Source organism: Pseudoalteromonas sp. S2893 (assembly GCF_005887105.1).
Taxonomy (GTDB): Bacteria; Pseudomonadota; Gammaproteobacteria; order Enterobacterales; family Alteromonadaceae; genus Pseudoalteromonas; species Pseudoalteromonas atlantica.
The window spans coordinates 21,778-45,466 of sequence record NZ_PNCY01000011.1; the positions used below are offsets into that span (position 1 = coordinate 21,778).

Here is a 23,689-nt window from a genome sequence, read left to right on the forward strand (position 1 = left end):
CAAGGTTACTCAAACGGGCTGGTATCGCCACACCCTACACGTAAAATGTGAATATCGTCTTCTGATAGGTCAATAACCGTGGTTGCTTGCTCTGCAAGGTGTCCGCCGTCAATAATTAAATCTACGTGTTTATCTAAACGCGTTAAAATTTCATCTGGATCTGATTCTGTAAACTCTTCTCCAGGTAAAATTAACGAACACGACATTAACGGCTCCCCAAGCTCTGCAAGTAATGCACATGCAATTGGATGCTCTATAACGCGCATACCAATGGTTTTTTTCTTATCGTTTAATAACCGCTTTGGCACCTCTTTTGTACCTTTAAAAATAAAGGTGTATGGCCCTGGCGTATTATTTTTAATAAGCCTAAACATTTGGTTATCTACACGGGCATAAGTTGCCAGCTCAGATAAATCACGGCATACCAGCGTAAAGTTATGGTGTTTTTCTATTCCACGAATACGCTCAATGCGCTCTTTTGCTTGCTTATTACCGAGGTTACACCCTATCGCGTAGCCCGAATCTGTTGGGTATACAACAACCCCGCCCTGTTTAATAATATCAACCGCTTGGCTAATAAGTCGTGGCTGTGGGTTTGCTGGGTGAATATGAATTAATTGACTCATGATAATGCTCCTTCTTGCCCTTCCCACACTTGCCAAACCCCTTGGCAGTCTTTGGGTAAGTATAAGTTTTTACCTAGCTCTAAATAACTAGTTGGAAAATGAAAGTCAGAACCTTGCGAGCACAATAAACCGTACTCTTGGCTCAATTGCCCTAAAAATTGGCGTTCAGTGGGCGCTTGTTGCGGCTGCGCAACTTCCATGGCATCGCCCCCGTCACTTTTGTATTGCACAAGTAACTTACGTAACCATTTATTAGACATTTGATAACGCCCTGGGTGTGCAAGTACCGCAACCCCACCTGCAGCATGAATGGCGCTAATGGCTGTTTGCATATCACACCAATTGCTTGGAACATAACCTGTTTTGCTGCGCCCTAAGTATTTTTTAAAAACCCCAGGAAAATTTTTAGCAACGCCTCTTTCAATCAATGCACGCGCAAAATGGGCACGGGTAATTTGGGCGTTTTCTGCCAGCGCCTTGGCTTGCTCGTAAATGCCATCAAAACCGTTTTTTGCCAGCCTTTTGCCAATTTCAATGGCGCGTTCATCACGCTTTTGCTGCTGCGCCGATAACAATGATGTAAGGGCATTGTTGTTTATATCAATATTTAGCCCAACAATATGTATTTCAAAGCTTTCCCACTTGGTAGAAATTTCTACGCCAGATATAAGCTTAAGCGGTAAGTTTTCTGTTTCGATAAACGCTTTTGCCGGCGTAATAGCAGCCACAGTGTCGTGATCGGTTATCGCAAACACATCAATGTTTTTTTCTACGGCGCGGTTTAATAATTGCTCAACTGTTAAATGTCCGTCTGAATGCGTTGTATGGCTGTGTAAATCGTATTTTATCAAAAGAAAACTGCTTAAATTTAAGGGTAATAGATGTTTATATAAGTATAACAACTTTTTTGACTAAATTGTTTTAAATAAACACTTGACACAAAAGCGCTAAATACGTTTTACTGTAGCCACTTTAAGACACATTAAGAATTAATAAAAATGATCAATTCAATTCAACACACTATTTGGTGGTGGCACTCATAATTTTTGGGTGATGAATTGTCGTGTCTAGCAAATATTCAAAACCCGCAACTATGCGGGTTTTTTTATAACTAAATTTTACGTATTTAATTTTTTATTTTGAGGCAAAAAAACATGAATAACGGTCTTACTCTTACACATCGTTGGTGGTGGCGCCTGATATAGCGGGACGGTAATGATCTGTTTGTAATTTAGATATCGTTATTCAAACCCCGCATTGCAAAAGCATTGCGGGGTTTTATTTTTTGAGGGAATGAGGTTTGATTTTTAGTCATATAACTACCACACCAGGCGAAGTTACTAGCATAACGCAAGTACGCGACTACATTAGTAGCCCACTTGCACTTTATGCAGCACTTGATAAGCCTAATTCGCTACTGCTTGAATCAGCCGAAATTGATTCTAAAGACAGTGTCAAAAGCTTAATTTTAGTTGACTGCGCGCTGCGCATTGTTTGCCAAGGTAAAACCGTCACGGTAAGTGCTCAATCTAATAACGGTAAACAGTTACTGCCGTATTTAAGAGCCAATGTACAAAGCTGCGATGCAACCTTAACCGACACAAGCCTAACTCTTGTTTATAAAGGCGGCTCTAATGACATTGACGAGGCAAGTAAACTGGTTGCCGATAATGCATTTAGCGCACTACGCACCTGTATAAACAGTATCAAAAGCACCACCGAAAACCCGTTTTCGGTATTTTTAGGCGGTGTATTTGCTTACGACATGGTGGCTAATTTTGAGCAGCTAAGCGACGTACCCGATGGCGAAAACACCTGCCCAGACTACGTATTTTACTTAGCCGAAACCTTAGTGGTTATCGACCATCAAAAACAAACCACCGAGCTTATTGGTAATGTGTTTAATGGCCCAGACGTACACGCTAATTGTTTTGAGGTAGGTAAAGAGCTAGAACGATTAAATGCCTTATGCGACAATGCAGAAGAGTTTAGTGCGCCTATGCAAACAGGTACTTGCGATGTAAGTGTTGATATAAGCGATGAAACTTACTGCGAGCAAGTGGTTAAGCTTAAAAAGAACATCGTTGATGGTGATATTTTTCAGGTTGTGCCTTCGCGCACGTTTTCACTGCCCTGCCCTGATTCATTGCACGCATATAGCCAGCTTAAAAAGCAAAACCCAAGCCCTTATATGTTTTATATGCGCGATGAAGAATTTGCTTTATTTGGCGCCTCACCTGAGTCTGCGCTTAAATACGAAGTGCAAAGCAAACAAGTTGAAGTTTACCCTATTGCCGGTACTCGCCCACGTGGAAAATTTGCCAATGGCGCAATCAACCCAGATTTAGACAGCCGTATTGAGCTTGAACTAAGAAACGATCAAAAAGAGCGTGCAGAGCATTTAATGCTAGTTGATTTAGCCCGTAACGATGTGGCACGCATCAGTGTAGCCGGCACGCGCCATGCAAAAGAGCTATTAAAAGTAGACCGCTACTCGCAAGTAATGCACTTGGTTTCTCGCGTGGTGGGCACATTAAAGCCTGAGCTTGATGCACTACACGCTTACCAAGCGTGTATGAACATGGGCACGCTGGTAGGCGCTCCGAAAGTACGCGCTGCCGAACTTGTACGCCAAACCGAAGGCAAACGCCGTGGCAGCTACGGTGGCGCAGTAGGCTATTTAACAGGCGATGGTGCAATGGATAGCTGCATTGTTATTCGCTCAGCGTTTGTTAAAAATAATACCGCGTATGTGCAAGCAGGTGCCGGTGTCGTTTACGATTCTGATCCACAAGCCGAAGCTAACGAAACCCGCGCTAAAGCTCAAGCGGTGATCACCGCCATAAAATCGACTTATGAGGCGGTATAAAATGAGCACAGCAAACCCAATGAAAATATACTTTTTAGATAACTTTGATTCGTTTAGCTACAACCTTGTTGATGAACTAACCATGCTGGGCTGTGAGCTTGTGGTATACAGAAATAACATAAGCGCAGAGGTTATTTTTAATAAAATGCGCCAAGAGCCTGGGCAAGTATTATTAGTGCTTTCGCCAGGACCTGGTGCACCCAGTGATGCAGGTTGCTTAATGGAATTAATCGAACTGGCTAAAGGTCACTTCCCCATGCTGGGCATTTGCCTTGGGCAACAAGCACTTACACAAAGTTATGGCGGAGTAATCGGCCACGCTGGCGAAACCGTACATGGTAAGTCATCAATCATTAATTTAAACCCGCACCCGGTGTTTGAAGGAATGGGCAACACCATGCCCGTAGCCCGTTACCATTCATTAATGGCAACCAAGGTGCCTGAAAATATTGAGGTAATTGCACAATTTGACGATATTCCTATGGCCATATATCACCACGACGATAAAGCGTTAGGTTATCAATTTCATCCTGAGTCAATACTTACGCCAAATGGTGCAATGCTACTTCAACAAAGTGTTGCGTACTTAACGCGCACCAACTAATAGAGGACATTATGAGTACCCAAGCACAAGAGACCATAAATGTTCAATACGCTATTGAGCAACTTATTCAAGGCAAGTCGTTAAACTATGCCCAATCAAACGCATTATTTAACCAAATAATGCAAGGTAACATGAGCGAAATAGAGCTCACTGCATTGCTAATCAGCCTTAAAATAAAAGGCGAAGTAAGTGATGAAATTGCCGGCGCTGCAGCGTCAATGCGAGAAAACGCCGTTGCCTTTACAACCGCTAGCACGCAACTTGCCGATAGCTGCGGCACCGGGGGCGATGGCTCAAACACGATTAATATTAGTACTACCGCGGCGATTGTTGCAGCTGCCGCGGGTATTAATATGGTAAAACATGGTAATCGCAGTGTATCGAGTAATTCGGGCTCTGCTGATTTATTAAAAGCACTGGGCATTAATATTGATATGAGCCCAGCACAGGCTGCACATTGCCTTGAGCAAACCCATTTTACCTTTTTGTTTGCACCGCATTATCACAGTGGTGTACGCCACGCGATGGGCGTACGTACTGCGCTTAAAACACGTACCATTTTTAATATTTTAGGCCCGCTTGCTAACCCTGCTGCACCACACGTGCAATTACTGGGTGTTTACGATGAGTCTTTATGTATGCCAATGGCGCAAACACTTAAAACTTTAGGCACTAAGCGTGCGATGATAGTGCATGGTTCTGGCACTGACGAAATAGCCCTGCACGGCCCAACTAACGTAGTTGAGCTAAACAATGGCGAAATAACGCAGTACACATTAAACCCAAGCGACTTTGACCTTGCAAACTATTCACTTGAACAACTAGCCGGTGAAGGCCCACAATATAACGCAAATGCGAGCCTCGCTATTTTACAAGGTAAAGGCAGTGATGCGCACAATGCTGCAATCGTGGTCAATGTGGCTGCACTTTTATACCTAAGCGGTAAAGTACAGTCATTAAAAGAAGGCGCACAACAGGTACAAACATTACTAAGTTCAGGCAAAGCCATGAACACATTAAATGCAATTATTGAGGTAAGTCATGGCTAATGTATTAGACAAAATTGTTGCTGATAAAAAACAAGAGCTAATAGAGCGTAAAGCCGCGCGCCCACTAGAGAGCTTTAAACACTTAGCAGTGCCAACCAGCCGCAGCTTTTATAAAGCGTTAGCAAAGCCGGGTACGCAGTTTATTTTAGAATGTAAAAAAGCATCTCCTTCAAAAGGACTAATAAGAGAGCCGTTTGATTTAACCGAGATCACCTCTGTTTATAAAAAATATGCTAGCTGCATGAGCGTACTTACAGATACTAAATACTTTCAAGGTAGTTTTGATTATTTAGAGTTTGTACGTAGCCAAGTAGAGCAACCACTTATTTGTAAAGACTTTTTTATTGATGAGTACCAAGTTTACATGGCACGTATTTATGGCGGCGATGCTATATTACTAATGCTTTCAGTGCTTGATGATGAACAATATAAAGCGCTACATGCAGTTGCCGACTCGCTTAACATGTCGGTATTAACCGAAGTCAGTAACGAAGAAGAAGTACATCGTGCCCTTGCACTTGATGCGCAAATTATTGGTATTAATAACCGTGACCTTCGCGATTTAAGCACTGATTTAGCCACCACCGAAAAGCTACGTACGCTTATCCCACAAGATAAAGTGGTTATCTCAGAGTCAGGTATTTACACTCATCAAGATGTTAAACGTTTAGCGCCATTATGTGATGGCTTTTTAATTGGCAGTTCTTTAATGGCTGAGCGCGATTTAGAACAAGCCTGTAAAAAAGTGATTTTAGGTGATAACAAAGTGTGCGGTTTAACCCGAGCACAAGACGTACAGGCCGCTTACAACAACGGCGCAGTGTACGGTGGACTCATTTTTTACCCTAAATCGCCTCGTTATGTTGATTTAGATTGTGCGATTGAGCTGAGCCAAAGTGCGCCACTTAAATTTGTCGGTGTTTTTGTTAATGCAAGCCCGCAGCAAGTGGTACAATACGCGCACGAACTAAAACTTGCCGCAGTACAATTACACGGTCAAGAAAGTGACGATTACATTGCCGCATTACGTACACAGTTACCTAAAGGTTGTGAAATTTGGAAAGCACAGGCAATTAAAGATACATTGCCTACCCCAGCTACGGGCGTAGACCGCCATCTTTATGATACCCACAGCGATACACAAGCCGGTGGTACAGGTAAAGCATTTGATTGGGCAGTACTGCGCGACGCAACAACCCCCTTTATGCTAGCGGGTGGCTTAAATCCAGACAATATAAAAGACGCGCTTTCTCAAGGTGCCCTAGGCCTTGATTTAAATTCAGGCGTTGAAGAATCTGCGGGTAAAAAGTGCCCTATCAAATTACAAAATGCTTTTACAAGCATCAGAAATTATTGAGGTTATAATGCAAAATCCAGCTTATTTTGGCGAGTTTGGCGGTATGTTTGTACCTGAGCTACTTGTCCCTGCGCTTAAGCAGTTAGAGAACGAATTTAACAAAGCACAAAAAGACCCTGAATTTCAGGCTGAGTTTACAAAATTATTAAACGAGTATGCCGGTCGCCCTACGCCGCTTACTTTAACGCGTAATTTAATTAAAAATCCTAAAGTAAAACTTTACCTAAAACGTGAAGATTTACTGCACGGCGGCGCACACAAAACCAACCAAGTACTTGGTCAAGCGTTGCTAACTAAACGTATGGGTAAAAAAGAAGTTATTGCCGAAACTGGAGCGGGCCAACATGGCGTGGCAACAGCCCTAGCCTGTGCATTACTTGGCTTAAAATGCCGCATTTATATGGGTGCTAAAGACGTTGAGCGCCAACAGCCTAATGTATTTAGAATGAAATTAATGGGCGCAGAGGTTATTCCGGTAACAGCCGGCTCTGGCACATTAAAAGATGCGGTAAACGAAGCGCTCCGTGACTGGTCTGCAAACTACCAAGACGCTCATTACTTACTTGGTACCGCAGCGGGTCCTCACCCATTCCCAACAATTGTACGAGAGTATCAAAAAATCATTGGTGAAGAAGCTAAACAACAAGTAATAAAAGCAGAAGGACGCCTACCAGATGCCGTACTAGCCTGTGTTGGCGGTGGCTCTAATGCCATTGGTATGTTTACTGACTTTATTGACGAGCCAAGTGTAAAACTTATTGGTGTAGAGCCTGCAGGTAAAGGCCTAGATACCCACGAGCACGGCGCTACAATTTGTAAAGGTACTAAAGGTATATTGCACGGTACCTATACGTACATTATGCAAAATGACGATGGCCAAATTGAAGAGTCATACTCAGTATCTGCCGGTCTTGATTACCCTGCAGTTGGACCACAGCACGCGTTTTTACACGAAACAGGCCGTGCTCAATATGTGGGTATTACCGATACAGAAGCCCTTGACGCGTTCCAAGCACTGGCTAAAAACGAAGGCATTATTCCAGCTCTTGAATCAAGCCATGCCCTTGCTTATGCGCTTAAATACGCCGAAGAGCAAACAGAAGAAAGCATTTTAGTGGTTAACTTAAGTGGCCGTGGCGATAAAGATTTAACCCACGTACACAGCGTTTTATCACAAGGAGGTCAGCTATGAGCCAGTTAAATACAGATCGTTACGGTAAAACCTTTGCTGCACTTAATGAGCAAAAACAAGGTGCATTTGTGCCATTTGTTACCATTGGCGACCCAGGTAAAGAGCAAAGTATTGCCATTATTAAAAGCTTAATTGATGGCGGCGCGGATGCACTGGAGCTAGGTATTCCGTTTTCGGACCCAATCGCCGATGGCCCCGTTATTCAAGCGGCGAATATTCGTGCTCTCGATGTAAACATTAACACGCAAGATTGCTTTGATATTATTAAAGAAATACGCGATTACAATGCAGATATTCCAATTGGCTTATTATTGTATTCAAACCTTGTGTTTAAACGCGGTTTAGAAACATTTTATAAAGATGCAAAAGCGGCGGGCGTAGACTCTATTTTAGTTGCTGATGTACCACTGCATGAGTCTAAAATGTTTAGAAAAGCAGCCATGGCAAACGGTGTAGACCCAATATTTATTGCCACACCCAATGCCGATGACGATACTCTGCGCCAATGTGCATCTTACGGCCGTGGCTACACGTATTTATTATCGCGTGCGGGTGTTACCGGCACCGATACTAAAGCGCAAATGCCAGCGGGTAACATAGTAACTAAGCTAAAAGAATACCATGCAGCCCCTGCTTTATTAGGCTTTGGTATTTCTACTCCCGATGATGTAAAAGCCGCCCTAAATGCCGGTGCAGCTGGTGCTATTTCAGGCTCGGCCGTTGTTAAAATTATTGAAGCCAACCTTAATGATTTAGATGCGATGACAACGCAGTTAAAAGCGTTTGTAGCTGATATGAAAGCGGCCACCGCACTGTAAAAAATTAAAATTTACGCATTAAAAAAGGGCATTTTCAATGCCCTTTTTTATTAAGCTCTAAACTTAGTGAGCTTGATGCTTACCTTCTAAAATTTCTTCAATAAATTTTGCATTAAATGCTTCTAAATCTGCAGGGCTGCGGCTTGTTACTAAGCCTTGGTCTACACTCACCTCTTCATCAACCCAGTTTGCACCAGCATTGATTAAATCACTTTTAATGCTTGGGAATGATGTAACGGTACGGTCGCGTAATTTATTAATTTCGGCAAGTAACCAAGGGGCATGGCAAATAGCTGCAACGGGTTTGTTTTTCTCGGCGCCAAAAAAACCGTCTATAAACGCTTTTGCGTGCTTATCTTGGCGTAACGTATCAGGGTTAAATAAGCCACCTGGCAGCATAAGCGCATCGTAATCGCTGGCACTGGCATTTGTAACAAGTTTATCTACGCTTACTTTGTCGCCCCATTTATCTTCATCCCAGCCGGTGATTTCACCCTCTTTTACCGACACAATATCGATATCGGCGCCGGCATTAAGTAAAGCATCACGTGGAGATAATAGCTCACTTTGCTCAAAGCCATCGGTGGCTAAAATAGCAATTTTTTTGCCTTGTAAACGAGTGCTTGTTTGTAATGTAGACATAGAGATCTCCTTATTGCGTTTAATAAAATGTTTCAATCACCCTATTAAAAGCATAACCGATGCCAAATTTAACCTATTGAAAATAAAGATGAATATAAATTAAAGCTATCAAAGCTATGTAAATCATTTAGAGGGTTTGAATAATCTACATAGCTTAATTTAAAGTGCGTATTAAAAACCAGCACACAAGCTTTGCTTACAAGATGAAGTAGTTAGGCATTAACTAAAAGCTGGGGATTTATTTTCTAGACGCACCCTTTTAGCCGGGTGCGCAAAACTATAATTTTGTGATTAATAGCGCTAACTAAACCTAAAAAGGTAACCGGGCTATTAGCAAGTATTGGTTGCAGGAACTAGTCGCTGGTACTGATCACTGGTACCGGTCAATGCAAGTTGCTATTTAAAGGAGATCTTTTAATGCTTTGGCAGGTTTAAATACGGGTTTGTTAGCGCCTTCTATTTCAATGCTTTCGCCTGTTTGTGGGTTACGCCCAGTGCGCGCTGGGTAGTAGCTTAAAGCGAATGTACCAAATCCATTTATTTGCACTTGGTCGCCTTCAGACAGCGATTTAGTAATTACTTTTTGTAAGCTAGTAAGGGCTGCTTGTGTGTCTTTTTTTGTTAGTTCACTGCGTTTTGCTATTTGGGCAACAAGTTGTGCTTTGTTCATTGTAGGCTCCTAAATGCACACTTAATCAGTGTTGGTTAAGTGTGGGAATATGATGATGGATAATTAAAGCCACGCAGGCTAAGGCTTACAGGGCAACAAGTCAACCTTGTAGTTGCCTAGTGTTATGTGGTAAAAACTTCCCTGACTTCTTTTTGTATAATTTAGGTAGTATATGCACGCATTGATTGAATACATCCCGCTAATATTATTTTTTGCGGTATTTAAATTAGTTGATATTTACTGGGCAACAGGCCTTTTAATGGCCACTACGCTTATTCAAGTTGCGTATAGCTACTTTAAGCACGGCCATGTACCTGCCCGCCAATGGCTATTTTTTGCTATTGCAGCGGTGTTTGGCACATTAACCTTAGTACTCCACGATGAGCAATATATAAAATGGAAAGCCACGTTAATTTACGCCGGCCTAAGCCTTACCTTATTAATTAGCCGCTACGTGCTGAATAAAAATCTTGTTAAAAAAGCACTTAGCTCAATCCTCGAAAACGCCAACGACTCTAAACAGGCGATTGAAGTACCTGAGCCGGTGTGGAATAAGCTTAACTTAATGTGGGTTGCCATTACCGCAGGTATTGCAGTACTGAATATTTACATTGCGTATAATTTCTCACTCGATTTTTGGGTTAACTTTAAAGTGTTTGGTTTAATGGCCATTACCTTTGTGAGTATTTTGATCACTATTTTTGCTTTGTATAAATACTTCCCTGATGAAGAAGAACCCGCAAAGTAAAACACCTTCGTCATAAAAATGTCGTCTTTGCTTGATAGCGTGTAAAAAAAATCAATCAGAGACGACCTTGAACGCCAATCAATACCGCTGGTTTGAATTTACCCTAATATTTGTTTTATTGCCTTTAATAGGCTTTACCCTTCGTAGTTACCTAGCTAACTGGCTAATACCCGCACTAATTGTTTTAATGAGTGTGTGCTGCATGTTATTACTGAACGACCCTCACTTTAAGCGATTTAGACTCACAAGCCTGGGGCAGTTTTCTGCAGTAAAGCGCCGTTTATTTAGTTTCTTTTTTTTAGGAGCGCTTTTTTCAGGCGTGTTTTACGGCATTATTCACCAAGAAAACTGGTTTAGCATGCCGCTGCACTCATTTTATAACTGGCTACTTTTACTGCTTCTATACCCGCTGCTGTCGGTATTACCACAAGAGCTAATTTTCAGAACCTACTTTTTTCATCGCTATAAACGCATTATGCCCAAAAAAAGAGTGCGTATAGTGGTAAGCGCAACGGTGTTTGCCCTTGCCCATATTGTGTATGCCAATTGGGTGGCTGTAGGCTTAGCATTTTTAGGCGGGCTATTATTTTCGTTTACCTACGCGCAAAGCCGTTCAACCATAGTGTGTGTAATTGAGCATAGCTTATGGGGATTGTGGATGTTTACACTGGGGATTGGCAGTTCATTAGACTCAGGAGCTATCAGCTAACAAGCTAAGCCGCTATTTAAAACACAAAAAAGCCGCGTTAATACGCGGCTTTTGGCAACTTTTTTATAGCCTAAAATCCAAATAACTTAAAGGCAAAAAACTTAGTCGCTACTGTGTTAATAAATATGGCTAATAAAATAACCGGAATAAACGTAGAAAGCGAAAAGTTAACGTATTTTTCCATAAAGCTACCGGCGTAATTTGGTGAGCCTTGGCTTAGCTCATCTGTTAGGCGCGCTTTTTTCCAGCGGTACATAACAAATAAACACACCATTAAACCATTCAGTGGCAATATAGTGTCGTAAAATACATCATAAACAATATCAAAAAAGCTTTTATTACCGCTGCCGTAACTAGTAAACGACGTTAGGCTGTCAATCATACCAAACGACATAGTACACAATATAGTTAACACACCTGTGGCTAGCGTTAAAATACCTAAGGCTTTTTTACGGCTGATCCCTTTGCGGTCGCTAAGGGTCGCTGTAGGAACTTCTACAATTGATACAAGCGAAGTAATCGCTGCAAAAAACACTAATAAAAAGAACGAAAACGCCACTGCAGACGCGCCAAAGTAACCAATGTCATTTTGTAGTGCTAATAAAATTTTAGGTAAGTACACAAATATCATCGATACAGACGAGTCAGAAAGTGCGGCTGGGTCGGTATTAGGATCAAAACTAAATATTGCCGGTAACACCATTAAACCAGCAACAAATGCCACTAATGAGTCGGTAATAGCCACCATTTTTGCACTGCCAACAATGTCATCTTTTTTAGATATGTAAGAAGCGTACGTCATTAAAATACCCATACCTAGCGATAGTGAGAAAAACGCTTGGCTTAGTGCACCATTAAGCACGCTGGCGCTCATTTTAGAAAAATCAGGAATAACATAATATTTAACACCAGCCATGGCGTTATCAAGCGTTAATACATACGCTACAAGGGCAAGCAACATAACAAATAAAGCCGGCATTAAAAACTTAGCGGCTTTTTCAATGCCTTGTTTAACCCCACCCAATAAAATAAGGTTAACAATAATAACGACCACCGCCATGTAGCCAAAAACAGTGTAGCTATTTATAAAGCTGCCAAAATGGCTCGGATCTGCCAATGCATCTAAATTACCCATGGCGGTTTGGCTTAAGTAACCAAAAATCCACACGGTAATAACCATGTAAAATACGGCAATCATAAACGGCGTTAATACAGCCAAAAAGCCTGCAAACTTCCATTTTTTGTCGTTATTTGCCAGCGCTTTGTATGAACCAAGTGGATCTTTTTGCGCGTTACGACCCATGGCCATTTCAGCCATCATTACCGGTAAACAAATAAAAGCAACAAACAAAGCGTATACAAGTAAAAATGCACCACCACCATTTTTAGTTGCCGACACAGGAAAACCTACTAAGTTGCCAATACCCACTGCCGAACCTGCTGCAGCCAGTATAAAGCCAAGACGGGAGCTAAAATGCTCTCTATTATTGCTCATGTATTAACCTTGTTATTTTTAAGTTATTCAAGCGACTCTACCAGTGTTGTGCCGCGCTTTTCAAGCAATTACACACTAAAAATAATTAATAACTGTAAACCTAGCTTTAACGGTAATTTGTTCACCAACTATCAACGTTGTGCTAGTATTTGCGTTATTAAACTTAACATTTTTTTGAGAATTACTATGTTGTACATGATTTATTCAACCGACGTTGAAAACAGCTTACCGCTTAGAAAAGAAGCCCGTCCCGCCCACTTAGCACGTTTAAGCGAACTTGACTCTCAAAACCGTTTATTTGTTGCCGGCCCACTACCAGCAATCGACAGTGAAGACCCGCAAGATGCTGGATTTACAGGTTCATTAGTCATTGCCGAATTTGATTCACTTGAAAAAGCACGTGAATGGGCAGCCTCTGATCCATACGTTGCAGCCGGCGTTTACGCAAACACCGTTGTAAAACCATATAAAAAAGTATTACCAGCGTAACGAACACCCTGAATTTAAAACGTTATTTAATTCAGGGTTGGTTCACTGCTAATTAATTAAGCTGGCGAACGTAAAAGCGCATATTGGACGTTTTTACTTGAGTTTTAGTAGCTTAGTTAATTAGAATAGCTGGGTTTGATCTAGGAGTTCCCGTCATGCGTGTATTATTAACCCTTGGTTTAATTGCCTGTATTAGCGTCAGTGGCGCCGTACACGCAAGTTCGACTGTTACCAAAGCAGTTAAAAAAACTGAGATCAGCAAAAAGAAAGCCGTAATACTTGCAAAAGAAGAAACTGACGGTAAAACCTTAAAAATTACAGAACAAGCAAAATTTTATACTGTACGTATACTCAAATCTGACGGCCACGTCGTTGATTTACATATAAATAAAAAAACCGGCGAAGTGAAAAAGGATTAGCAAATGCGAATTTTAGTTATAGAAGATGATTTACACTTAGCAGACAACCTACGTAATGCTTTAGAGAAAGAACGTTACAGTGTTGATTTATGTCACGATGGCGAAGCTGGCCTATTCCATATTACAGAGTACCCGCTAGATATGGCGGTGGTTGATTTAGGCTTACCAAAAATTGACGGTATTGAGCTAATCAATAAAGCACGTGCACAAGGCGTGACAATCCCTATTTTAATCTTAACGGCGCGCGACCGCTGGCAAGACAAAGTTGAAGGCCTAGATGCAGGTGCCGACGACTACTTAACCAAGCCGTTTCATGTGGAAGAATTAATTGCGCGTTGTAACGCACTTATTCGCCGCAGTGCTGGTAAAGCAAACCCTGAAATGACAGCTGGTCCGATTAAAATTCATACTCGCTCGCAACAAGTTTGGGTTAACGACAAAGAACTTAGCCTTACTGCTTATGAGTACAAAGTACTTGAGTATTTAATGGTTAACCCGCAAAAAGTAATTTCTAAATCAGAACTTACTGAGCACATTTACGACCAAGATTTCGATCTTGATTCTAACGTTATCGAAGTATTTGTACTTCGTCTGCGTAAAAAATTAGACCCTGAAGGCACATTAAACCCAGTAGAAACACTACGTGGGCGTGGTTACAGGCTTAAAAGTCAGTGGTAGCATCGCAAATATCGCTTAAAATAAGGCAAGGATTTATCCTTGTCTTTGTTTTATTGGTGGCACTGCCCATTTTGTTTTACTCGATTGGTAAAGCGTATTACGCCTCATTAGTCGAAACCACCGAAAAAAATCTAGAAGCCCACTTATACTCTCTTATTTCTGAAGTCGACTTTACTGAGCGCGGCATTATTATGCCCAGCACAATTTTAACGCCTGAGCTTAATAACTTAAATTCAGATACCTACGCCATGATTTACCGCGATGATGTACCTGTGTGGCACTCAGAGTCGGCAGTAAACGTAAACTTTAAACCCGAGTACATAGAGCCTAAAGCAGGTGCAGCCGACTTTAGGCGTGTGGTTTACAACAATGCAGTTTACTGGCAATTAAGCCTAACGGTCATTTTAAATAATATTGACCAATCTGAGCAGGCACGTTTTATATTACTCAAACGAAACGATGCATTGCTAAGGTTAATGGATGGCTTTAAGCAAACCCTAGTCGATTGGATGTTTATAATGGGTATTGCGATTGCCGGTTTAATGGCAATTGGATTTATTTGGAGCGGCCGGCCGTTACAACGTCTTGATAAAGAAATAAAAGCCATTGAGTCGGGCGATATTCAAGAAATTAAAGGCTTATACCCTGTAGAGCTGCAAACAATTAAATCAGACCTAAACTTATTACTAGAGTCGCAGCAACGTCAAAAAGAGCGCTACAGAGCCTCTTTAAGTGACCTAGCACATGCATTAAAAACCCCCCTTGCGGTATTAAAATCAAGCCCGCTTGCTAATGATGCCGATGCCCAAGAGCAACTTGATAGAATAAATGTGATGATCGAGCATCAGTTAAAGCGTGCAGCTACTGGCGCATCAGACACATGGAAAAAGCAAACTCCAGTTAAACCTGTGGTTGATTCTATTTTAAGTGCAATGGCCAAGGTATACCGCGATAAAGACATTATATTTAATTGTACCGTGACCGATAAAGATTACTTTTTAGGTGACCAAACAGATTTAATGGAGTTACTGGGTAATTTAATTGATAACGCTTGTAAAGCGTGTCGCTCGCAAGTAGAAATACAGGTCATTCAAAGTAAAACACTGTGCATAGGCATTAGTGACGATGGGCCCGGTGTACCCGAGGATAAACGCGAGTCTTTATTAACCCGTGGTACCCGCCTTGATACTTACGAAAGCGGCCACGGTGTTGGCATGGCGATAGTCTCTGACTTGGTTAAATCTTATAACGGACACTTAACGATTAATAAGTCGGACACCTTGGGCGGCGCACAATTTATTTTAGAGTTTAATTACAATGATAAAAAATAGCCTTTTAATCACACTTGCGAGCCTATTAGCCCTAAGTGCTAATGCCAGTGCCAGTGCCAGTGCGCAAGCACAGTGTACGCTTGAGCAAAACGCAACGCCAAGCCAAACTAAACGCTATACGCAGTGTTTAGACACCCAAATAAATCAGGCTAAATACAATCAGGGTACTTGGGTTCAAAAACGTAAATATGAACTCACTAAATTAGAAGAGCAAAGCGGAAATACGCAAATACTCATGTTGTTTAAGCGCAGCGTCGACAACCATCAAAAGTATATTGAAGCAAGCTGCCAATGGCGCTATATATTAAAACTGCCAAATGCCAGCCAAGCCGCTATTGATTACAAATTATGTGAACTTGCACTTATTGAACAGTTTACTCAAGTGCTTAAAAAGCCACTTTAAACGGGGATTAACACCCATAAAAAAAGCGATTAATACTGTGTATTAATCGCTTTTTTTGTATCAATTATTTAATCAAATACGCAATTTTAAGCTTTGAAAACCAATTGATATTATTTATCGTCTATCGACTCACCAGTACCAAGTAGCGTGGCAACCCAACGCCCTTCATCACTTGCCTCTAGGGCTATTTTAACAATCATGGTAAGCGGTACCGATAGCAACATGCCTACAGTGCCTAATAACCAACCCCAAAATATTAACGACAAAAACACCACCAAGGTAGAAAGCCCAAGCCCTTTACCCATAAATTTAGGCTCTACAATGTTACCCATTACCGTATTAATAATTAAATACCCTGCACCTACAAGCCCGGCTGTTAATGGTCCTTGTGTGATCAGTGCTAACAATACAGCTGGTACTGCGGCAATAATAGAACCTATATTAGGAATATAATTAAACATAAAGGCCAACACGCCCCACAGCACAAAGTAGTCAACATCTAAAATCCATAAATAAAATGCTGCAATAATACCGGTGGCTAAACTCACTAATGTTTTAATTGCCAAATACGAATTAATAGAAACCAAAAAGCGGTCAATTTGCTCCATTTTTCTGTCTGGGTCGGCAACTGCCATATGAATTTTTTTGCTTAATGCAGGCCCTTCAAAAAGCATAAACACCACAGTTAAAATTATTAAAAACATGTTTGCCATTACGCCACCTAAGCCGGTAAGCATATTCGTGGCTACATCAACCATTTTACCTGGGTCAAACATAGAGAGAATTTGATCTCTATCGATTAAGATATTGTATTGCGATGCAAGATCGACCAGCCACACAAACTCTTCTTGTAATTGGGCTTTATATTCAGGAAGTTGCTGAGAAAAGTCGTTTACGGATTGCCCTACAAGGCCGCCTAAGCTAACACCTAAGCCCACAATGATAAGCACCACAATAACAACAGAAACCCCTTTAGGGATCCGATAGCGACCAAAAAATGTGATCAGCGGGTTGCATACAATGGCAATAAACGCCGCCAAAATAAAGGGAATAATAATAACACTTGCGGCCTTAATACCGGCTAATACAACCACCAGGGCTGCAAATATTATTAAGCTTTTATTTACGCCAGTTAAACTTGCCAACGCGCCAATCCTTTTCTTATGAAATTCGCTTTAGTGTAAGGCAAAAACTAATTAAATGAAATATTTACAAAGTGATCGTTGTTTTTTAGTTAACGTAATAATTTGCATTAAGATAGTTTAGATAGTATACATTTTAAACAAATCGTACACTTAAAATTGGTAAGATTTTTATGCATATTTTTTTTACAGGCGCTACAGGCCTAATAGGTAAACACTTAACGCCTTTTTTGCTACATCATCATAAAGTAACCGTACTGAGCCGAAATAAAACCAAAGCCCATGTATTGCTTGGTCATAATATTGATGTAGTAAGCACCGTTGATGAGGTTAATTTTAACCATGTTGATACTGTAATTAATTTAGCCGGCGAACCTATCGTCAACAAACGCTGGACGCAGGTACAAAAACAAACAATTAAAAACAGCAGAATAAACCTTACCACGCAAATCAGCGATGCTATTTTAAATTGCAGCACGCCCCCTGCTACATTTATATCTGGTAGTGCCATTGGCTATTATGGCCGCCAAGGCGATACCCCCGTAGATGAGGACACCGACGATGTAAATGATGAATTTAGCCATCAGCTATGTAAAGAGTGGGAGCACGCGGCACTAAAAGCGCAAAGTGATAAAACACGGGTGTGCTTATTACGCACGGGAATTGTACTTAGCAAAAACGGCGGCGCTTTAAGTAAAATGCTTCCTGCGTTTAAATTTTTTGCAGGTGGCCCCATTGGTGATGGGGAGCAAGGTATGTCGTGGATTCATATTGATGACATGATTCAACTGATTTTATTTATTATAAAACACACGTCGCTTTGCGGGCCAATTAACGCCACTGCACCCACCCCTGTTAGCAATAAAGTATTTAGCAAAAGTTTAGGTAAAGCATTGTCACGCCCTGCGGCCCTAACCATGCCAAGCCCTGTGTTAAAAGTGTTAATGGGTGAAATGTCTGATTTGCTCACTACTGGGCAATATGTAATACCCAAAAAAGCGTTAGCGCATAATTACCGTTTTCATTTTACGGATATAGATTCGGCCCTAAGAAGTTTAATAAAGTAGGTGTATTCAGCATAGATACACCTAATAAAGGTTATAAAAATACTACTTTAAGCTAGGTTACTGTAATTAATATAAGCTTTAGTATCTAGTCTCCATTAAAATAGTCGTTTTATAATAAAAGAACCTTTCTATGCTGCACTTACCAACCGTTATAAGCCTTTCTTTTATTTTAAACCTTATAATTGGGCTGTATTTTATCTCTATTTATCAATATAAAAAACAAACTAGTTTTTTATATTTTGGCCTAGCTTGTACCACCTTTACATTCGCCATACTATGCGCAAGCTTACGCGTGATCATTGCATGGCCGTTTATTACCCATTACTTTGCCAGTTTATTTATTATTGCTTGCCCACTTTTTTTAATTATGGGATTAAAAGCACTCAGCCCTTTAAATAAAAGCATATGCAGGCAAGTTAGCTATTTACTCATCATGGCTGCGGTTTTTTTGCTCGTAGTTTACAACACCGCTGTAGAGCAAGTATTGGTTAGTTTAACTGTGGCAGGGTTATTTTTGTATGCCTCGTATATTGTTTTAAGCACCCGCTTTATAGCAAAATTACATCAACGTATGCTATTGCTTTGCTTATTACTGCACGCACTCGTTATGCTAATACAGGGAGTTTTATTACTGTTGCCGTTGTTTACTGCGCTCAACTTTAATTTTGCCTCTGCTTTGCAATTTACTTTGGCTGTACACTTAATACTTGCCACTAGCGCCGCCCTATTGCTGCCTTTTTTAGTGTTTGCCAATACAGAGCATACGCTCAACTCCCTTGCTAATCGCGACCCATTAACCCAGCTATTAAATAAACGCGGTTTAAATGCAGTGGCCAATACGTTATTTAATAAAAATAATACCGAGCATCCCCTTAGCATTATTATGGTCGATATAGACTTTTTTAAGCGCGTTAACGATGAATACGGACACGATGCAGGTGATGAGGCAATTAAATGGGTTTCGCAGCATATTGCAGCGCTTTTTTCTAAGAGCGCAGTTACCGCGCGTGTTGGCGGCGAAGAGTTTGCAATTTTACTTAACCACTGCACTTTAAATGAGGCACAGTGCGCGGCAAACACCCTCAGAAAAAACATTAAAAACAAGCCCTTTAGCTATTACGGCAACACCATTTATTTAAGAATAAGCGCTGGAGTGGCGTGCAGCGATACTCAAACAAGCTCTTTCAAATCGCTACTTAGTGCGGCAGATAAGCGCTTGTATATTGCTAAAACCACAGGACGCGACAAAGTTATATATGAATCTGCACAAAACCCTTTTATAAATAACAAACCGGTTTGCACATAAAAAAAGCCCTTCAATTGAAGGGCTTTGACATACACACTAAAACAAAATGATTACTGACATTTAAGCCCAGCAGAGTCTGCCTTATTAGGCACAAACTGAATGTTTGCTACCGACACTGAGGTTTTACTGCTTGCATGTAAACTAAACGGGCTTGTAAGGCTTGCAAAGTCTACGCCTTGGTTAGCAAAACAACGTAAGTCTACCGACACCGACTGCCATTTATTTTTGATTGATTGATCAACCATTTTACTCAAAGCAATCGCACCACCACACTCACCTGAACAAGTCATAGCAAGGTTTACGTCATCGGTTAGTGGCTCATTGAGTTTAATATCAAAACTAATAACGCCATTAGCCTCTAAATACGTAATGGTATCTTCTGCAAAGCTTGTGACTATTTCAGCACTTGCCTTTTGCTCGCCGCTAAAATTAAATTGGCGCGCGTCTTCTTGAACTGTTTTATCCTCAGTACGGTATTTAAGTGCACCCAGTTGATGAGTACTGCTTGATACATCTAATAGCTCATCGCCAGATTTAAGTAATAAACGCCACGGAGCAACCGGTGCGCCAACTAAAATATCCATACTAGTGAGTGCTGAGTTATCTAATTTAGAGTCTTCGTCTAAATTATCAGCCAATACATTTTTATCGCCATAAGTTAAACCAAAGCCGTACGGTAATAATGGGCTGTAATCGTCATCGCCTTTATTAACCGTTGCTTGTACTGCTGTCTTAGGCCATGAAAACGAAAGCTTGCCGCTAAAGTCATGTTGAATACTGCCATCTTTGGCTTTTAAAATAACATCGGCAATACCGCCGCCCTCTGTACCTGGCAGCCATGCTGCAACAAATGCATCTGAGGCATTTAATTCACTGTTAACCCACATAGGGCGACCCGAAATAAATACCGATACAACCGCAATACCCTGCTCTTTTAACGACTTTAATAACGCGAGCGATTTTTTATTACCGCGCTCAAATTCAAGGTTATCTCTATCGCCATGGCCTTCTGCATAAGGCTCTTCACCAAATACCACAACGGCTACATCTGGGCGCTGCTCATATGAGCCATCCACACTTAAAATGGCACGACCACCCGCCATAGTAATTTGTTTTTCAAGACCTGCGTAAATAGACGTGGCACCAGGAAAATCAGCATTTTTGTTATTCGTCCCTTGCCAAGTAATACTCCAACCACCCGACTGCTTACCTATGTTATCGGCTCCATCGCCGGCAATAAGTACAGTTTGGTTTGCATCAAGAGGCAAAATATTGTTTTTGTTTTTAAGTAAAACAAGTGATTCGCGTACTGCTTGACGCGCAACTTCGCGGTGCTGCTGCGCACCAATTAGCTCAGTTTTACCCGAAAACTGACGCTTAGCTGGGCTTGGTTTATCAAATAAACCGGCACGCAATTTAACGCGTAAAATTCTACTTACTGCATCATCAATGCGCGACATGCTGATTTCGCCAGCTTTCACTTGCGCTATGGTGTTTTCGTACAGCGGCTTCCAAGCGCCCGTTGGCACCATAAAAATATCAAGCCCCGCGTTAACAGCCTGTGCACAGCTTTCGTTTGTACAACCTTCAATTTGGCCGTGGCCGTTCCAATCCCCTACAACAAAGCCATCAAAGCCCATGCGGGTTTTAAGTACATCGGTTAACAGGTATTTATTACCGTGGTTTTTAACCCCATGCCAGCTATTAAACGATGCCATAACCGACTGACTTCCCGCCGATAAGCCGCCTACATAACCTTGGGCATGTATATCAAACAAATCTTGCTCACTGTCGATATTATTACCTTGGTCATCGCCATCGACTGTGCCGCCATCACCTAAAAAGTGCTTAACGGTACTAATAACACGTTTATCACTTAAAAAGTCGCCATCGGCTTTGCCCTGTAAACCATTTACAATGGCAGCAGAATAATCACGTACTATTTGAGGATCTTCTGAATAACCTTCATAGGTTCTGCCCCAGCGGTCATCGCGCACAACAGCCACTGTAGGTGCAAATACCCAATCAATACCCGTTGCCATTACTTCGACCGCAGTGATAGCTGCTATTTGCTCAATCAATGCAGGGTTGTTTGCCGCACCTAAGCCAATATTATGCGGAAATAAGGTCGCGCCAATTACATTATTGTGACCATGTACCGCATCAGTGCCCCACATTGTGGGTATTTTACTGCCATCGATAGAATCATCTACCGACGCCTGATAAAAATCTTCAGCCAATTTTACCCAGTCCATTGGTGTTGCGTGTTTATCACCATTAGGAAACGCACCGCCCCCATTTAGGTATGAGCCAAAGCCATATTTGCGCATGTCTTCAACGGTAATATCACGAATTTCTGGTTGAATCATTTGAGCTACTTTTTGCTCAAGTGTCATCGTTTTTAAATAATCGGCTATTTTGGCTTCAATTTCTGGGTCTTGTTTTACGGCAATATTAAGTTTTGGCCAAATTTTCTCTGTTTTAGACAACGCATTATTAGCTTCAGGAGTGGTTGTCGCGTCATTTGAACATGCCGCTAAAATGCCTAGTGATGCAATTAATGAGGCACGTGCTATTTTATTAAGTGAAAAAGGGGTTTTCATTATAGAGTCTCCTGAGCTTGAACTGGTTTGCTTCCGCTTAAACCATAAAACGCGATAAATAAGTAACAAAAAATAGGTAAAACATACGAAAGTTGAACACCCACACTATCAGCAAGTGCACCTTGTAAAAGTGGCACTATTGCCCCCCCTACAATCGCCAAGCACAAAATACCAGAGCCCTGCGCGGTATGCTTACCAAGGCCATTTAACGCTAAACTAAAAATAGTTGGGAACATAATAGAATTGAATAAACCAACCAATAGTATTGACCACATTGCTAATTGACCCGACGTGCTCATGGCAATAACCACCAAAATAATAGCCATACTTGCGTTAAAGCCAAGTACTTTACCAGCGGGTAATTTTTGCATTACCGCGGCACCAATAAAACGCCCCACCATAGCTCCACCAAAATAATATGTGATGTAGTGAGCGGCAACATGCTCTTTTAATCCGGCAATATTTTCTTGTGCTAAAAAGCTAACTAAAAAACTGCCAATCGCAACCTCTGCACCTACATACATAAATATACCCACAGCACCGAGTGTTAGGTGGCGGTATTGCCATGCACTACCTTCAATTGTCTCTGACTTTTCAGCGGCTTCTTTTTGCTCATTCATTATGTCTGGCAATTTAAGCCACGCAAAAATACCGGCTAATAAAATAAGCATGCCTGCTAATAGTAAATAAGGAAGTTGTACCGACTCTGCATTTTGTGCCGGTGTTAAAAACGCTTCGGAAGCAGAATCAAGAATCAAAAATGCACCAAATGTAGGGGCAACCGTCGTGCCTAGCGCATTAAATGCTTGCGTTAAGGTAAGGCGAGAAGACGCCGTTTTAGGGGCGCCCAATAAACTTACATAAGGGTTTGCAGAAACCTGTAACAAGGTAATACCGCTTGCCAGAACAAATAAAGCAAACAGAAATACTGGGTAATTATGTAGCGCCGCGGCTGGGTAAAAAAGTACACAACCACATGCCGCTATAAGTAACCCCACTACAATGCCTTTTTTATACCCTAATTTTTTAACTATGTAGCCACTTGGCAGTGACATTAAAAAATAAGCGCCGAAAAAACAAAACTGAACCAGCATTGCCTGAACATAAGTTAGGTTAAACACCGCTTTTAAATGCGGGATTAAAATATCGTTTAAGCAGGTAATAAATCCCCACATAAAAAATAAAGTAGTTAAAGAGGTTAATGCAAAACCATAGTTTTTATCTTGGTAGTTTTGCGACTGTGTGTGTGTCGTCAGTGGTGCTGAACTGGCCATGGGCTCTCCGCAATTTATTATTATAAATTAATGCAAAAGTCGTTATTAAAAATTGCCGTGTAACCCAGCAACATTAAAGAGTTGACCTTCGTATCAATTAACACTAATCTAAAAATGTAAGCGCTTTCACGTGTAATTAAATACGAACATGTAACATATTTCAACAAGTTTTATTTTTTTATAAACGCGCCCTTACGC

General features: G+C 41.2%; 23 protein-coding genes. 15 read left to right on the top strand and 8 right to left on the bottom strand.

From position 1 onward, the window contains the following. Positions 1-5 precede the first annotated feature (5 nt). Together CWC04_RS06730 and rnm are read right to left on the bottom strand one after the other, a co-directional pair. On the bottom strand, positions 6-626 hold the full coding sequence (locus tag CWC04_RS06730; protein WP_004586789.1) for an L-threonylcarbamoyladenylate synthase: 621 nt from the start codon (positions 624-626) through the stop codon (positions 6-8). After that, the gene (rnm, locus tag CWC04_RS06735; protein WP_004586790.1) at positions 623-1,477 is read right to left on the bottom strand and encodes an RNase RNM; all 855 of its coding nucleotides are present in this window, start codon (positions 1,475-1,477) and stop codon (positions 623-625) included. Before rnm ends, CWC04_RS06730 begins: the two co-directional genes overlap by 4 nt. A gap of 449 nt (positions 1,478-1,926) precedes the next feature. Here rnm and CWC04_RS06740 point away from each other — a divergent pair, with 449 nt between their 5' ends. From CWC04_RS06740 to trpA, 6 genes are read left to right on the top strand one after another with little or no spacing between them, the layout of a single operon-like run. Continuing rightward, entirely contained in the window at positions 1,927-3,495 is a 1,569-nt protein-coding gene (locus tag CWC04_RS06740; RefSeq protein ID WP_138684957.1) for an anthranilate synthase component 1, read from the top strand. A 1-nt stretch (position 3,496) separates the two neighbouring features. Continuing rightward, positions 3,497-4,099, top strand: a complete 603-nt coding sequence (locus CWC04_RS06745; RefSeq protein WP_004586792.1) for an aminodeoxychorismate/anthranilate synthase component II — start codon at positions 3,497-3,499, stop codon at positions 4,097-4,099. Positions 4,100-4,110: 11 nt separating this feature from the next. After that, positions 4,111-5,148 carry an anthranilate phosphoribosyltransferase gene (gene trpD, locus CWC04_RS06750; protein WP_024033453.1) on the top strand — a complete coding sequence of 346 codons (1,038 nt, stop codon included), beginning with the start codon at positions 4,111-4,113 and terminating at the stop codon, positions 5,146-5,148. Continuing rightward, entirely contained in the window at positions 5,141-6,505 is a 1,365-nt protein-coding gene (gene trpCF, locus CWC04_RS06755; protein ID WP_138684958.1) for a bifunctional indole-3-glycerol-phosphate synthase TrpC/phosphoribosylanthranilate isomerase TrpF, read from the top strand. Before trpD ends, trpCF begins: the two co-directional genes overlap by 8 nt. A gap of 7 nt (positions 6,506-6,512) precedes the next feature. After that, the gene (trpB, locus tag CWC04_RS06760) at positions 6,513-7,697 is read left to right on the top strand and encodes a tryptophan synthase subunit beta (protein ID WP_138684959.1); all 1,185 of its coding nucleotides are present in this window, start codon (positions 6,513-6,515) and stop codon (positions 7,695-7,697) included. Then, positions 7,694-8,515, top strand: a complete 822-nt coding sequence (gene trpA, locus CWC04_RS06765; RefSeq protein ID WP_004586796.1) for a tryptophan synthase subunit alpha — start codon at positions 7,694-7,696, stop codon at positions 8,513-8,515. The genes trpB and trpA overlap by 4 nt, the downstream gene beginning before the upstream one ends. 63 nt (positions 8,516-8,578) lie before the next feature. Here trpA and CWC04_RS06770 read toward each other — a convergent pair whose 3' ends face one another. After that, positions 8,579-9,157: a type 1 glutamine amidotransferase domain-containing protein gene (locus CWC04_RS06770; RefSeq protein ID WP_004586797.1), complete on the bottom strand. Its 579-nt coding sequence runs from the start codon at positions 9,155-9,157 to the stop codon at positions 8,579-8,581. A gap of 400 nt (positions 9,158-9,557) precedes the next feature. Further along, a complete protein-coding gene (locus CWC04_RS06775; protein WP_004586798.1) occupies positions 9,558-9,827 on the bottom strand; it encodes an HU family DNA-binding protein in 270 nt (89 codons plus the stop codon). A 172-nt stretch (positions 9,828-9,999) separates the two neighbouring features. On the opposite strand from CWC04_RS06775, the gene CWC04_RS06780 reads away from it, so the two are divergent. Then, positions 10,000-10,575: an inner membrane-spanning protein YciB gene (locus CWC04_RS06780; RefSeq protein WP_138684960.1), complete on the top strand. Its 576-nt coding sequence runs from the start codon at positions 10,000-10,002 to the stop codon at positions 10,573-10,575. A gap of 67 nt (positions 10,576-10,642) precedes the next feature. Further along, positions 10,643-11,284, top strand: a complete 642-nt coding sequence (locus CWC04_RS06785) for a CPBP family intramembrane glutamic endopeptidase (RefSeq protein WP_024033448.1) — start codon at positions 10,643-10,645, stop codon at positions 11,282-11,284. Positions 11,285-11,354: 70 nt separating this feature from the next. On the opposite strand, the gene CWC04_RS06790 is transcribed toward CWC04_RS06785, so the two are convergent. Beyond that, a complete protein-coding gene (locus CWC04_RS06790) occupies positions 11,355-12,779 on the bottom strand; it encodes a sodium-dependent transporter (protein ID WP_138684961.1) in 1,425 nt (474 codons plus the stop codon). A 186-nt stretch (positions 12,780-12,965) separates the two neighbouring features. Here CWC04_RS06790 and CWC04_RS06795 point away from each other — a divergent pair, with 186 nt between their 5' ends. From CWC04_RS06795 to CWC04_RS06815, 5 genes are all read left to right on the top strand, one after another. Further along, positions 12,966-13,268, top strand: a complete 303-nt coding sequence (locus tag CWC04_RS06795) for a YciI family protein (RefSeq protein WP_024033446.1) — start codon at positions 12,966-12,968, stop codon at positions 13,266-13,268. A gap of 155 nt (positions 13,269-13,423) precedes the next feature. Next, on the top strand, positions 13,424-13,687 hold the full coding sequence (locus CWC04_RS06800) for a PepSY domain-containing protein (protein ID WP_024033445.1): 264 nt from the start codon (positions 13,424-13,426) through the stop codon (positions 13,685-13,687). A 3-nt stretch (positions 13,688-13,690) separates the two neighbouring features. Next, positions 13,691-14,365 (top strand): response regulator transcription factor, encoded by a 675-nt coding sequence (locus CWC04_RS06805; protein WP_004586804.1) that lies wholly within the window; start codon positions 13,691-13,693, stop codon positions 14,363-14,365. Next, on the top strand, positions 14,359-15,696 hold the full coding sequence (locus tag CWC04_RS06810) for an ATP-binding protein (RefSeq protein ID WP_004586805.1): 1,338 nt from the start codon (positions 14,359-14,361) through the stop codon (positions 15,694-15,696). The genes CWC04_RS06805 and CWC04_RS06810 overlap by 7 nt, the downstream gene beginning before the upstream one ends. Next, entirely contained in the window at positions 15,683-16,099 is a 417-nt protein-coding gene (locus CWC04_RS06815) for a hypothetical protein (protein WP_004586806.1), read from the top strand. Before CWC04_RS06810 ends, CWC04_RS06815 begins: the two co-directional genes overlap by 14 nt. A gap of 110 nt (positions 16,100-16,209) precedes the next feature. Here CWC04_RS06815 and CWC04_RS06820 read toward each other — a convergent pair whose 3' ends face one another. Beyond that, positions 16,210-17,244, bottom strand: coding sequence for an AI-2E family transporter (locus tag CWC04_RS06820; protein ID WP_138684962.1), 1,035 nt, complete (start codon positions 17,242-17,244; stop codon positions 16,210-16,212). Between the two features lie 170 nt (positions 17,245-17,414). Between CWC04_RS06820 and CWC04_RS06825 the strand changes: the two genes are divergently transcribed. After that, on the top strand, positions 17,415-18,308 hold the full coding sequence (locus CWC04_RS06825; protein WP_138684963.1) for a TIGR01777 family oxidoreductase: 894 nt from the start codon (positions 17,415-17,417) through the stop codon (positions 18,306-18,308). 130 nt (positions 18,309-18,438) lie between these two features. Then, positions 18,439-19,614 (top strand): GGDEF domain-containing protein, encoded by a 1,176-nt coding sequence (locus CWC04_RS06830; RefSeq protein WP_138684964.1) that lies wholly within the window; start codon positions 18,439-18,441, stop codon positions 19,612-19,614. Between the two features lie 50 nt (positions 19,615-19,664). On the opposite strand, the gene CWC04_RS06835 is transcribed toward CWC04_RS06830, so the two are convergent. Both CWC04_RS06835 and CWC04_RS06840 read right to left on the bottom strand, forming a co-directional pair. Beyond that, a complete protein-coding gene (locus tag CWC04_RS06835; protein WP_138684965.1) occupies positions 19,665-22,217 on the bottom strand; it encodes a glycoside hydrolase family 3 protein in 2,553 nt (850 codons plus the stop codon). After that, positions 22,217-23,491, bottom strand: coding sequence for a sugar MFS transporter (locus tag CWC04_RS06840; protein WP_024033438.1), 1,275 nt, complete (start codon positions 23,489-23,491; stop codon positions 22,217-22,219). The genes CWC04_RS06835 and CWC04_RS06840 overlap by 1 nt, the downstream gene beginning before the upstream one ends. Positions 23,492-23,689: the final 198 nt, after the last annotated feature.